The sequence below is a fragment of the Devosia ginsengisoli genome (assembly GCF_024707105.1).
In the GTDB taxonomy this organism is placed as follows: Bacteria; Pseudomonadota; Alphaproteobacteria; order Rhizobiales; family Devosiaceae; genus Devosia; species Devosia ginsengisoli_A.
Window position 1 is genome coordinate 703630 of record NZ_JANQAJ010000011.1, and the last position, 12594, is coordinate 716223.

General features: G+C 64.9%; 13 protein-coding genes and 1 pseudogene. 7 read left to right on the top strand and 7 right to left on the bottom strand.

Annotated elements, in window-relative coordinates:
* Positions 1 to 447 carry a DNA polymerase III subunit chi gene (locus NVV79_RS17455; protein WP_303991829.1) on the bottom strand — a complete coding sequence of 149 codons (447 nt, stop codon included), beginning with the start codon at positions 445 to 447 and terminating at the stop codon, positions 1 to 3.
* 141 nt (positions 448 to 588) lie between these two features.
* Entirely contained in the window at positions 589 to 2070 is a 1482-nt protein-coding gene (locus tag NVV79_RS17460; protein WP_303991831.1) for a leucyl aminopeptidase, read from the bottom strand.
* A gap of 290 nt (positions 2071 to 2360) precedes the next feature.
* Here NVV79_RS17460 and NVV79_RS17465 point away from each other — a divergent pair, with 290 nt between their 5' ends.
* From NVV79_RS17465 to rsmA, 7 genes and pseudogenes are all read left to right on the top strand, one after another.
* Positions 2361 to 3431, top strand: a complete 1071-nt coding sequence (locus NVV79_RS17465) for an LptF/LptG family permease (protein ID WP_303991834.1) — start codon at positions 2361 to 2363, stop codon at positions 3429 to 3431.
* Positions 3428 to 4045, top strand: a pseudogene (locus tag NVV79_RS17470) (LptF/LptG family permease); the annotation flags it as partial. The gene NVV79_RS17465 and the pseudogene NVV79_RS17470, both read left to right, overlap by 4 nt.
* A gap of 46 nt (positions 4046 to 4091) precedes the next feature.
* Entirely contained in the window at positions 4092 to 4499 is a 408-nt protein-coding gene (locus NVV79_RS17475) for an LptF/LptG family permease (protein WP_303991837.1), read from the top strand.
* 26 nt (positions 4500 to 4525) lie between these two features.
* Positions 4526 to 6802, top strand: coding sequence for an LPS-assembly protein LptD (locus NVV79_RS17480; RefSeq protein ID WP_303991840.1), 2277 nt, complete (start codon positions 4526 to 4528; stop codon positions 6800 to 6802).
* Between the two features lie 142 nt (positions 6803 to 6944).
* On the top strand, positions 6945 to 7844 hold the full coding sequence (locus tag NVV79_RS17485) for a SurA N-terminal domain-containing protein (protein ID WP_303991842.1): 900 nt from the start codon (positions 6945 to 6947) through the stop codon (positions 7842 to 7844).
* Between the two features lie 88 nt (positions 7845 to 7932).
* Positions 7933 to 8931 carry a 4-hydroxythreonine-4-phosphate dehydrogenase PdxA gene (pdxA, locus tag NVV79_RS17490; protein ID WP_303991845.1) on the top strand — a complete coding sequence of 333 codons (999 nt, stop codon included), beginning with the start codon at positions 7933 to 7935 and terminating at the stop codon, positions 8929 to 8931.
* Positions 8928 to 9776: a 16S rRNA (adenine(1518)-N(6)/adenine(1519)-N(6))-dimethyltransferase RsmA gene (gene rsmA, locus NVV79_RS17495; RefSeq protein WP_303991848.1), complete on the top strand. Its 849-nt coding sequence runs from the start codon at positions 8928 to 8930 to the stop codon at positions 9774 to 9776. The genes pdxA and rsmA overlap by 4 nt, the downstream gene beginning before the upstream one ends.
* A gap of 6 nt (positions 9777 to 9782) precedes the next feature.
* Here rsmA and NVV79_RS17500 read toward each other — a convergent pair whose 3' ends face one another.
* The 5 genes from NVV79_RS17500 to gmk all read right to left on the bottom strand — a co-directional run bounded on the left by NVV79_RS17500 (position 9783) and on the right by gmk (position 12592).
* The gene (locus NVV79_RS17500) at positions 9783 to 10202 is read right to left on the bottom strand and encodes a type II toxin-antitoxin system HicB family antitoxin (protein ID WP_303991851.1); all 420 of its coding nucleotides are present in this window, start codon (positions 10200 to 10202) and stop codon (positions 9783 to 9785) included.
* A gap of 19 nt (positions 10203 to 10221) precedes the next feature.
* A complete protein-coding gene (locus NVV79_RS17505; RefSeq protein ID WP_303991854.1) occupies positions 10222 to 10413 on the bottom strand; it encodes a hypothetical protein in 192 nt (63 codons plus the stop codon).
* An 83-nt stretch (positions 10414 to 10496) separates the two neighbouring features.
* On the bottom strand, positions 10497 to 10874 hold the full coding sequence (locus NVV79_RS17510) for a hypothetical protein (protein WP_303991857.1): 378 nt from the start codon (positions 10872 to 10874) through the stop codon (positions 10497 to 10499).
* Positions 10850 to 11725, bottom strand: a complete 876-nt coding sequence (locus NVV79_RS17515) for an MFS transporter (RefSeq protein WP_303991860.1) — start codon at positions 11723 to 11725, stop codon at positions 10850 to 10852. The genes NVV79_RS17510 and NVV79_RS17515 overlap by 25 nt, the downstream gene beginning before the upstream one ends.
* A gap of 228 nt (positions 11726 to 11953) precedes the next feature.
* Complete coding sequence (gene gmk, locus NVV79_RS17520; RefSeq protein WP_303991863.1) at positions 11954 to 12592, bottom strand: guanylate kinase; 639 nt, start codon at positions 12590 to 12592, stop codon at positions 11954 to 11956.
* Between the last annotated feature and the right edge of the window lie 2 nt (positions 12593 to 12594).

The window sequence follows — 12594 nt, forward strand, 5'->3', positions numbered from 1 at the left end:
TCAGGCTTTCTTGACCCAGCGGCCATTCGCTTCCTGCTGCCAATAGGTTAACGTACTGTTACCCCTGAGAGCCACCCACGCCAAGCGCGCTTCGGCGACGGCATCGGGGTCATGTCCCGAAAACATATAGACAATTCGCTCATAGCCGTCGGCGGATTGCGGCACGGCCCGGTCAACGAAAAACCGCACATTGGCCTGATTGGGATTGTCGACGCTTGTGGTGATGAGGACGGGCTGGTGCGCGTCGGTTTCATCGCCGGCCAGACCATGGGCGAGGAAGCTGTCTTCGCGGTAGGTCCAGAGATGGGAATCGAGCGCTTCGGCCCGTTCGGTGGAGCCGACCTCCACCACGGCCCGCCAACCGCGTTCGAGAGTCTTTTCCAGCAGGGCTGGAAGGACTGCTTCGAGGGGTCGGGGTTCAAGGTGGTAGAAGAGGACGTCAGCCATAAAGTGTACCGATCTTCCGGCCATGACGGCCTGCAAATGGCGGGTGTCTGCGCTTCCGGTGCTCACGTACTGGAGTACGCTCCGCTCCGGTTCTCGAAACCCACCATTTTCGTCTCGTCCTGACCGGAAGCTCGGCACACTTTACCGTTCGTAGTGATCCCTGACCAGACGATCGAGCAGGGCGACGCCGAAGCCGGGGGCCCAGGAGGTGTTGACCTCGGTATTGCCCGCGGAGAAGGCGGTGCCGGCGATGTCGAGATGGGCCCAGGGCGTGTCGTTGACGAAGCGCTGCAGGAACTGGGCGGCGAGGATGGAGCCGGCCGGACGGCCGGCGGAATTGCGGATATCGGCGAATTTGGACTCGATGATCTTGTCGTAGGCGGGGGTCAGCGGCATGCGCCAGAGCTTTTCGTTGGCGGCGATGCCGGCGCCGAGGAGACGGCTGGCCAGTTCGTCATTGTTGGAGAAAAGGCCGGCATGTTCGTGGCCGAGGGCGACGACGATGGCGCCGGTCAGGGTCGCCAGGTTGATCATGAAGCGGGGCTTGAAGCGGTCCTGCGTGTACCAGAGGGCGTCGGCCAGCACGAGGCGGCCTTCGGCATCAGTATTGATGACCTCGATCGTAGTGCCGCTCATGGCCTTGACGATGTCGCCGGGGCGGACGGAGTTGCCCGAAGGCATGTTTTCAACGAGGCCAATGACGCCGACGACATTGACCGGGGCCTTGCGGGTGGCCAGCGCCAGCATGAGGCCGGTGACCGCGGCGGCGCCACCCATATCGCCCTTCATGTCTTCCATGGAAGCGGCGGGCTTGATGGAGATGCCACCGGTATCGAAGACCACGCCCTTGCCGACAAAGGCGAGCGGCGCCGTGCCGACATCGCCACCGCGCCATTGCATGACGACGAGGCGCGCCGGGCGGTCCGAGCCCTGGGCGACGCAGAGCAGCGAATTCATGCCGAGCTTTTCGAGGGCTTCGGGTTCGAGCACTTCGATATCGACGCCGAGCCCGGCCAGTTCGGCGGCGCGGGCGGCGAATTCAACCGGGCCGAGGACGTTGGCCGGTTCGTTGATCAGGTCGCGGGCGAGCAGCGTGCCGTCGACGGTGGCGCCGCGATCGGCAATGGCGGCATCGGCGGCGGCGGGATCGGCAACGTGCAGGGTGACGGCGAGCGAAGCCGGGGCGTCATCTGATTTGGCCGACTTGTATTTGTCGAAGCGATAGTGGCGCAGGCGCAGGCCGGCGGCGAGTTCGCCGATGGCGGCCGATGTGGCGCCGGACTCATCGATGACGACAGCCACAGTTTCGGCGCGGGTCGCGGCGAGTTTGGCGAGAAGCGAGCCGCCGCGGTCGGTCCAGCCATTGAGGGGCACATCGGCATCGCTCTTGCCGCGGCCGAGCACGAGCAGGCGCTTGCCCCCTGCCCCGAGCACGTCGAGCGCCTGGCCCTGCTTGCCCTTGAAGGCGCCGGCTTCGGCGGTCTCGGCCCAGGCGAGGCCGGTGGTGGCCCAGACGGCGGCGGCAGCGCCTGATGGGGCTTCGTTTTCGGCGGCGTAGATGACGGTGAGGCCCGCAGGGACGCCGGTATGGGCGGCGGTGCGGATGGTGATGGACTGGGACATTGAGGGCCTTGGCAGAGCGGGCGAGATTCGCGCGGACGAGAGGAGATCAGGTGCGATACTAACACCGGGTCATTCCCGCGAAAGCGGGAACCCCTGTTTTTTGACCGACTTTGCAAAAGAAACAGAGGTTCCCGCTTTCGCGGGAATGACATTGTGGGTGCGACAGGATCGCGGCAGCGTCAATCGCGCAACAGGGCTGCGGACAATTCCGCGTATAAGGTTGTGTGTGCTTGTCTGGGGCGGCGAACTGCACCAAGGTCCGGCTCGCACCGGAGATACTGGCCGACCGCATGAAGAGACTGACAGCCTATCTTGCACGCCTGTTCGTGACGGACGCGCTGATTCTGTTCGGCGTGGTGTGCTTCCTGTTGTGGCTGGTCAATTGCCTGCGCTCGTTCGACGTGGTGTCGGTGAAGGGGCAGAGCATCTGGGTGCTGGGCGTGCAGGCGCTCTATACGATGCCGCCGCTGGCCATCGCCTTTTTCTATGTCTGCGTCGGTATCGGGCTAGCGCGGGCGCTGCAGGCGCTGCAGGCCAACAGGGAACTGCATATCATCCATACCAGCTACGGGCTGGGATCGCTGTGGCGGGCGACGGCGGTGGTGGCCGGCGCCGGCGTGGTCGGGGTGCTGCTGCTATCGAATTTCGTCGAGCCCTATGCCTATCGCAAGCTCAATGCCCTCAGCGCCAGCATCGCGGCGGACCTGGTGAGTTCGACGCTGCGGCCGGGGCGCTTTACCCAGGTGACGCCGGGCGTGGTGCTGCTGATCGGAGGACGCGGGCCCAATGGCGAAATCCGCGAATTCTTCGCCGACGACCGGCGGGACAAGGAAATGCGGCGGACCTATATCGCGGAATCGGCGCGGGTGGCGAGCGACGGGCAGACCTATGTGCTCGAGCTGCGCAACGGTTCGCTGCAATATAACAGCGATAAAGGACGGTTTTCGGAGATCACCTTCGGACGCTATGACGTCAATGTCGATCAGTTGTCACAACCCATCGGCCAGAGCAATCCGCTGCTGGAGCGGGATACGCCGTCGCTGGTCGGCGAGGCGATGGCGACGGGACGGTGGAGCCCGGCGCTGGTGACGCTGCTGGCCAACCGCATGGCCGAGGGGCTGCGGGTGATCGGCATGGCGATGATGATGCTGGCGCTGATGGGCTTTCCGAGCGGCAGGCGGGCGCGCATTCCGGTGCCGATGGAAGCGGGCGTGCTGCTGATCGCCTTTGGCGAGCGGGGCCTGAGCGCCTATAGCCCGCTGGGCACGGCGACGGGCGCGCTGGCGATGATCGTTATCGCCGGCATTGCCCTATTGGTGCGGACGCGGCCGCGCGCGCTGCCCGTGGCGGTGGCGCCATGACGAGGATCGACTGGCTGGTGCTCAACCGGCTCGGCAGCCGCATCGGGGTGACGGTGTTCGTGTTCTACGGGCTGATCGCGCTGGTGGAGTCGCTGGACACCTGGCGGTTCAACTTCGTGGCCGACGAGCATGGCGTGCCGATGGCGCTGGTCATGGTGGCGGCCAGCGCGGTGAAATGGACGATCAAGACGCTGCCGGTGACCGTGCTGATGGGCGCCGCATTGGGCTTTCTCGACCTCAAGGCCAAGCATGAACTGACGGTGATCCAGGCCAGCGGGTTGTCGATCTGGCGCATCGTGCGGGCGCCGGTCATCGCGCTGGCGCTGGTGAGCCTGGTGGTGGCGCTGGGCCTGGAAACGGTCAGCACCCAGCTCAACCGGCAGCTCTACCCTACCCCGCCCGGGCAGACCGCGCTGCTGACGCCGCCGGGCGAAGTGTGGCTCGAACAGCGCAGCGGCGACACGCATTACGTGATGATGGCCACCGGCATGCGGCCGGGCGGCTCGGTACTGGGCCAGGTGACGCTGTTTCACCTCGGCGACAGCGCCGACGAACGCGTCGAAGCCGGCGAGGCGGTGCTCGAAGGCGGGGAATGGGTATTTCCGAGGGGGGATCGTCCGCAACCCCGGCAAGCCGGCCCAGCCGGTGTTCAACTATCGGGTGCCCACCAACTCGTCGGCGGCCGAACTGGGGCTGAAACTGTCCTCGACCGAAGACCTGACCTTCTTCGAACTGGCCGAGCTGCTGCGCACGGGGGTTTCCGACCGCAGCATAAGGACGGCTGCGACGATGCGCCTCATCAAGCTACTGGCGCTGCCGCTGGTGTTGACGGGGTCGCTGTTCATTGCTTTTGCGTTTACCGCAGGTTATCGAAGAGGCTCTAATTATGGTCCAGCGGTCCTTTACGGGATCGTGCTCGGGTTCGTTGTTTTCGTGATTACCGAGATGGCCGACCGTGCCGGGTCGACCGGCGTTCTCGATCCCACGTTTGCGGCAGTCGGACCGGCGTTCGTGGCCATCGTCATCGGCGTGACGGTGCTGCTGCACAAGGAAGACGGGCGCGCGTGAGTATGAAGGCGAAGGCGAGAAGGGGGATGCCGCCGCGCCGCCTGGTCCTGGCCAGCGCGCTGCTTGCGCTTACCCTCAGCTCAAGCGTTTTCGCCCAAGGCATTGTCCCACGGGATTTTTTCAGCGCCCCGGTCAACCCGGCCGCCCCTGTGGGGGTCGAGGCCAATACGCTGACTTTCGACAGCCGGACCAATATCATCACCGCCAATGGCGACGTGGTGCTGAGCCAGGGCGGCTATACGGTGACCGGGCAGAACCTGGTCTATGACCGGGCCAGCAATAGGGTGAAATTCGTCGGCCAGGTGAGCGTGACCGACCCGTCAGGCAATGTCGCTGACATGACCGATCTCGACATAACCGGCGGGATGAAGCAGGCTTTTCTCAACTCACTGACCATCACCACCTATGACGGGGCGCGGATCACCGCCGACAGCGTGGATTATGACGCGGCCCTGCGGACGCTGATGGAACAGGCCAGCTATGCCCCGTGCGGGGACTGTATCGACGATGCCGGGCGGCGCATCGGCTGGTCGGTGAATGCGTCGCGCATCACCTATAATGCCGAGGACGGCTCGCTCTATCTCGAGCAGCCGACCCTGGCGCTGCTGGGCATTCCGGTGGCGTGGCTGCCCTATCTGTGGCTGCCCGACACCAGCGAGTCGGCGCTCGCCAATCTGCGGATGCCGCGCTACGACTATAGCGACAAGACCGGGCATGTGCTGGAAGTGCCCTATTACGCCTATGCCAGCCGCTGGACCGACATCATCCTGACGCCGACCCTGATGAGCCGGCAGGGCTTCCTGATGGGCGCGGAATGGATCCAGCGCTTCGACAATGGCTCGTTCCAGATCAAGGCTTCGGGGCTCTACCAGCTCGACCAGACCGCCTTCACCTTTGCCGAAGCCAAGCGCGACTGGCGCGGGGCCATCCAGACCTCGGGCGAATTCAGGCCGGTGACGGACTGGACGGTCGGCTGGAGCTATACGGCTTTCACCGATGCGGCCTATCTGCGGGACTACCGGCTGACCATCGGCAAATCGACGGTGAACCAAGTCTATGCGACGCAGGTGAACGACGACACGTTCATCGATGCGCGCGTGCAGCAATTCAACCTGCTGGGCGATGTGGCGGCGTCGACGCAGGCACAGCAGGGCTCGACCCTGCCCGCCCTGCGCTTCGCGCATGTCGAGGAGCTGGGACCGGGCAATGGGCGGATCGAGATCAGCGGGCGCCTGCTGGGCGTGCAGCGTGGCGCCGATGCGACCAGGACGGTCAATGGCGTGCCCTATGTCTATGGCTATGAGGGCAACAAGCAGCATCTGAGCCTGCAAGCCGGCTGGCAGACGCAGTGGATCGGCGGCGGCGGGTTCGTGGCGACGCCCTATCTCGGCGGGCGGGCGGATGTGGCCTATTACGACGGGACCAGCCCGCTGCTGCCCGGGGCGACGACGCTGTGGAGCGCGACGCCGATCGCGGCGATGGATGTGCGCTTCCCGCTGGCGGCAAGCGATGGCTCGACAGTGCACCTGATCGAACCGATTGCGCAGGTAGCGTGGCGCGGCTCGGACACGACCAGTGTCGGCATTACCAATGACGATGCACAGAGCTTCGTGTTCGATGACACGAATTTGTTCAGCTATAACCGCTTTTCGGGCGGCGACCGGCAGGAGACCGGGCTGCGGGCCACGGTAGGCGGGCGCTACCAGGCCAATTTCGCCGATGGCGGCTATATCGAGCTGATTGCGGGGCAATCGTTCCAGATCGCAGGGGCGAATGCCTTTGCTACGCCGGGACAGGCCAATACGGCGGTGGGGTCGGGCATGGATGCGACGGCGTCCTATGCGGTGCTGGGGGCCTATGGCTCGTTCACGCCGGGAGTGAAGTTCGGCGGCAAGCTGCAGGTGGATCCGGCCGACCTGCAGGTGGCGCGGGCGGGGCTCAGCGCCAGCTATAGCCAGGACGGCTGGGGCGCCGCGCTGGGCTATACCTATATGGAGGCCAATCCGGGCCAGGGCATGGTGCTGCCGCGGCAGGAAATCGGCGGGGACGTCACTGTGCCGGTGGCCGAATACTGGTCGATCAAGGCCAATACCTACTGGGACCTGACGGCCAATAACTGGCTGCAGGTGGGCGGCGGCGTGGTCTATGACGACGGCTATCTGGTGATCGGGGCCAATGCGACACGCACCGGGCCGACCCATACCACGCCCAATGACACGCGCCTGACCGCCACTTTCCGGCTCAAGGCGCCGGCGGGGCTGAATGTGGGCTATTCAGGCGGCGTGGCCGTACCGGATTTCTAGGGTGCGTCGCGCTTCAGTGATGGCGGCCTGACGTGAAGCACAACATACCTATCGGATTTTGGCCTCAATCATGGGGCAATTGACAGCGCGCTGTTCCCGCCCCATTGAGGGCGGGTGGATTGACGCGAGGCGGATACTGACAATGGCCAAGACTGTTTGGGGGCGCGCTGCTGGCGCCATGATCATGGGTGTGGTCCTGAGCCTTGCCGCGGCACTGCCGGCGGCGGCACAGAATGTGCGCGTGACGGTCAATGGGACACCCATTACCGACCTGCAGATCGCAGCGCGGGTGAAGCTGTTCGCCATCGAGGGCAACAAGACCGGCTCGCGCGGCGCCACCGAACAGTTGATCACCGAAGCCTTGCAGGTCGAAGAGGCTAAAAGGCTGGGCGTTACAGTGTCCAATGCGCAGATCGACGATGCGCTGCTGCAGATCGCCCGCAACATGAATGTCAGCCAGGACAAGCTGGTCGCCCTGTTGCAGCAGGGTGGCGTGAGCACCGAGACGCTGCAGGACCGCCTGCGCGCCGCCATTGCATGGAACGCGGTGACCGAGCGGGCCATCATGCCCCAGGTACAGATTTCCGAACTGGCGCTGGACCAGCAGGCAGCGGGCCAGGTGCAGGCTTTCCAGACCTTCGACTATATCCTCAAGGAAATCATCTTCGTGGGGGCCGGTTCGAGCGGTCGCTCGGGCCAGGCCAATAATTACCGCTCGAAATTCGCCGGCTGCGACAGCGCGGTGGACCTGTCGCTCGGCTATACCGACGCGGCTGTGATCGATGTGGGCCGCCGCCATGCCACGCAGATGCCTGAAGCCATCGCCAAGGAACTGGCCGGCCTGAATGTGGGCGGCATCACCAAGCCGCGCGTGGTTGAATCGGGCATCTCGATGCTCGCGGTGTGCGAGAAGACGCAGGCGGAAGACCTGACCTTCCTCAAGAGCGACCTGCGGGCCGAACAGGGCAACCAGGCGCTCCAAGGCGAAGTGGCCAGCTATCTGGCGGACCTGCGCGCCCGCGCCAAGATCATCTATAACTAAGCGTTCGGGTCCGCAGAGGCGGGCCCGAGGTCTTCGTTTATCGCGTTTCCGATCCCCGGATCGGGTCCGCTCTTGCCTGGGGGCCGAGATGGACAAGCCGCTGGCCATCAGCATGGGCGAACCCGCGGGGGTTGGCCCCGATATCATCCTGGCGCTCTATGCGCGGCGGCATGACCTGAAGCTGCCGCCCTTCTGCCTGTTCGGCGACGCCCCCTTCCTGCGGGCGCGGGCGCTGCGGCTGGGGCTCAACATCGATATTGGCGATGTCGGCGCCGAGGGCGCCAGTACGGTCTTCGCCCATGCCCTGCCCGTGGCGCAGGTCGAGGGCATGGTACAGGACCATCCCGGCCAGGTTTCGCCGGTTTCGGCCGGGGCGGTGATCGGCGCGATCGAAGCGGCGGTTGCGGCGACACTGACCGGCGTCTGCCGCGGGCTGGTGACGGCACCAATCCACAAGGGCGCGCTCTACCATGCCGGGTTCAAGCATCCCGGCCATACCGAATTCCTGGCCGAACTCTGCGCCAATGGCGGCAAGCCACACCTGCCGGTCATGATGCTGGCGCATGGCGGGCTGCGGGCCGTGCCTGTCACCATCCATGTGCCGATCAAGGATGTGCCCGGCTTGCTGACGAAAGAGCTGATCGTCGAGACGGTGCGGATCGTGGCGCATGATCTCAAGCATCGCTTCGGCATCGCCAATCCGCAGATCGGCATGACCGGGCTCAACCCGCATGCGGGCGAAGGCGGCGGCATCGGCCGGGAGGAACTGGAAATCGTGGGACCGGCCGTGGCGCAATTGCAGTTCGAGGGGATCGGGGTGGAAGGCCCCCTGCCCGCCGATACGCTGTTCTATCCCACCCATTGGGCGCGCTATGACGCTGTCGTGGCGATGTATCACGACCAGGCGCTGATCCCGATCAAGACGGTGGCCTTCGAGGATGCGGTCAATGTGACGCTGGGCCTGCCCATCGTGCGGACTTCGCCCGACCATGGCACGGCCTTCGACCTGGCCGGCACCGGCCGCGCCTCGCCCGCCAGCTTCCTTGCAGCCATCATGATGGCCGATGCGATGACGGCGGCACGATGAGCCAGATCGACAAGTTGCCGCCTTTGCGCGAGGTGATCGCCGAGCATGGCCTGCGCGCCAAGAAGGAGCTGGGGCAGAATTTCTTGCTCGACCTCAACCTCACCGCCCGCATTGCGCGGGTGGCCGGACCGCTGGAGGGCGTGCGCGTCATCGAGGTGGGACCGGGACCGGGCGGGCTGACGCGGGCGCTGCTGGCCGAAGGCGCGCGCGAGGTAATAGCCATCGAGCGCGATACGCGGGCGCTGCCGGCGCTGGCACAAATCGCGGAGGCCTATCCGGGGCGGCTGACTGTCATCAGCGGCGACGCCATGGAGATGGACTATCGGGCGCTGGCTGATGGGAAGACGCGGATCATCGCCAACCTACCCTATAATATCGCGACGCCGCTATTGACCGGGTGGCTGACGCTGGACCCGTGGCCGAGCTTTTTCGAGAGCCTGACGCTGATGTTCCAGCGGGAAGTGGCCGAACGCATCTGTGCCCGGCCGGGCGACGACGCCTATGGGCGGCTGGGCGTGCTGGCCGGATGGCGCAGCGAGGCGCGGATTGCCTTCAATGTGGGACGACAGGCCTTCGTGCCGCCGCCCAATGTGACTTCGGCCGTGGTGCATCTGGTGCCCAAGCCGGTCGATGACGACGTGACGGTGAAGAATCTCGAGCACATCACCCGCGCGGCCTTCGGCCAGCGGCGCAAGATGGTGCGGCAGAGCCTCAAGGCGGCGGGCGTGCCGGTGGAGCGGCTGTTGGCAGCCGGCGGGCTCAAGGGCGATGAGCGGGCGGAGGAACTGCCGGTGGAGGCGTTTCTGGCCATGGCACGGGCGTTGCCGGGACTGCGGAACGCTTAGCGGTGCTCAGGCGGCGTCGCGTACCGAGACGACCAGTTGCTTGCCCAGAACGCGCAGACCGGCTTCCATGCTGGCCAGCTTGGTTGCGTGATAGGGGTCGAGCATGCGCCGCACTTCGGTTTCCTGCTTACCCATGCGCGCGGCGAGCGCGACACGGGTGAGGCCAGAGGCGCGGAATGCCTCGATGAAGGCGATCTTGACTTCGACATTGGCGGATATGGCGATGGGTTCGCCTGTATTGGCGGCGGGCGGCGGGAAAGCCTTGCCGTCCTGCAGATAGGTGAGCAGGACCACCTCAAGAGCGTCCTGCGCATTGGCGAGAGCTTCCGCCCGGTCCTTGCCACCGGTAATCGCCTCGGGCAGGTCCGGAAAGGTGACGAGGAAGCCGCCCTCATCCGGCTCGAAGGTTGCGAAATAGCACGTCATGCGCTGTTCCTTTCCGATGCTAAAGCCCCAGTTGTTTCCGGATGACCTTTTCCATAATCGGGGTGATTTCTCCCGATTTGATAAGCGAAAACCGGCCATTGCAGCGGACAACACAATGCCCGCCCTTGCCTCGCGCCATATCCACCACAAGCTCAAGGCCCAACGCTTTGGCGTCCTTGTTCAACTGGCGAAGGAGTTGGTCGCGCTTCATGCTGCCCCCCATTCTTCACAGGTTTCGCACAAAAAGGTTCGAAATGCAATGTGCCGCACATTTTTGTGCGGGACAGCCAGATACTATAACCCCGCCACAGGCTCCGACGGCTGCTCTGGCGTCGGGAGTGGGGCGATGAAGATGAGCCGCACGGCCACGAGGAGCGCCAGCGTGGCGGCGCCGCCGCTGACCAGCATGACGCCCGGCCAGGCCCAGGCGGTCCAAGCGTAGCCGCCCAGTGTGCCGAGGATCGAGGCGCCGAGATAATAGGCGACGAGGTAGATGGCCGAGGCCTGCGCCTTGCCGATGCGAGCACGGCGGGTGACCCAGGCGCTGGCGACACCATGGGCGGCAAAAAAGCCCATCGTGGCTATGGCGAGACCGAGAATGACGGCAAAGGTATTGTCGAGCATGGTGACAGCCATGCCCGCGCCCATCAGCGCGACCAGCGCCCAGAACACCTTCTCCGGCCCAACCGCTGCGAGAGACCGCCGGCCCAGGTAGAGCTAGCGCTACCCAGCAGGTAGACGAGAAAGATCAAGGCGATGGCCGAGTGGCTGAGCAGGAAGGGCGGCAAAGCGAGGCGGAAGCCGGCATAATTGTAGAGCGTGACGAAGCCGCCCATGAGCAGGAAAGCGCTGGCGAAGAGCCAGGGCAGAGCGGCATCGTCGAAACTGGCGCGGCAGCGGCGCCAGAGGGTGGCAAGGCCGATGGGGTCGCGGACGAAGTGGCGCGGTCGGGGCAGCAGGATGGCGACGGCAATGGCGGCGACGAGGATCAGCCCGGCAAGAATGCCGGTGCCGAGGCGCCAGCCCAGAAAATCGGACAGCACGCCGGAAATGACGCGCCCGGCCATGCCGCCAATGGCCGTGCCACCGATATAGAGGCCCATGGAATAGCCCAGGGCCTCGGGGTCCATTTCCTCGGAGAGATAGACCATGGCCACGGCGGGAATACCGGCCAGGGTCAGCCCCATCAGTGTGCGCAGGGTGATGAGTTGCCACCAGACCTGGGTGAAGGGCAGCAGCATGCCAAGAATGGCGGTGATGAGCAGCGCCCCGACGATCAAGCGGTGGCGGCCGAGGCGATCGGCGAGCAGGCTGGCGGGGATCAGGGCGACGGCCATGGTGGCTGTGGTGGCCGAGAGGGCCAGCGAGGCGGTGCCGGCGTCGCGCACCCAATATTGCGCGAACATGGGCAGCAGGGGCTGGACCGAATAGAGCGAGGCGAAGACCGAAAAGGCGGAGAGGAAGAAGGCGATGTTGGCGCGGAGGAATTCGGGGGTGCCGCGGCGGATGGCGGGTGGGGTCATGTACGGCATCTATTCACGAACATCACCAACTCCACCGCGCGTCACCCTCGGGCTTGACCCGAGGGCACTGTACTAACCCAATGCACCGCAAGTGTAGAGCCCTCGGGTCGAGCCCGAGGGTGACGATCGAGTTTGCCAAACCTTCGTGCCATTCGAGCATAGCTCTCATGGCCTTCTCACCTAAAATCGCTCCACTGGAGCGATTTTGCCTACGGCAGGTTCGAAGTCTCAAAGAGAATCGATCTGGCTCTGCAAGTCTTTGACGAAGCTGGACAAGTTCAGTTGGCGGTCGCGTTCCAGGCGGGCGGAGACGAGGATGGAGCGGACGCGGGCGACGGACTTTTCCAGGTCTTCGTTGACGATGACATAGTCATATTCGTTGAAGTGCTCCATCTCGCGGCGGGCGTTCTGCAGGCGCTTTTCGATGGTGCCGACACTGTCCTGGGCGCGGCGTTCGAGGCGGGCGCGCAATTCCTTGATGGTGGGCGGCAGGATGAAGACCGTCACCATGTCCTTGCGGCTGTTCTTGTAGAGCTGGAGCGTGCCCTGGTAGTCGATATCGAAGAGGATGTCGTTGCCGCCGGCGAGCTGTTCCTCGACGCGGGCACGGGGCGTGCCGTAGAAATTGCCGTGAACTTCGGCCGATTCCAGCAATTCGCCATCGGCCTGCATGCGCTTGAAGGTCTCGATATCGATGAAATAGTAGTGCTTGCCCTCGACCTCGTCGGTGCGGCGGGCGCGGGTGGTGACCGAGACGGACAGCCGGATATTGGGATCGGCGCCGAACAGTGCGCGCGAAATCGAGGATTTTCCGGCGCCCGAGGGCGAAGCGATGACCAGCATGACGCCGCGGCGCTGAAATTCCATCA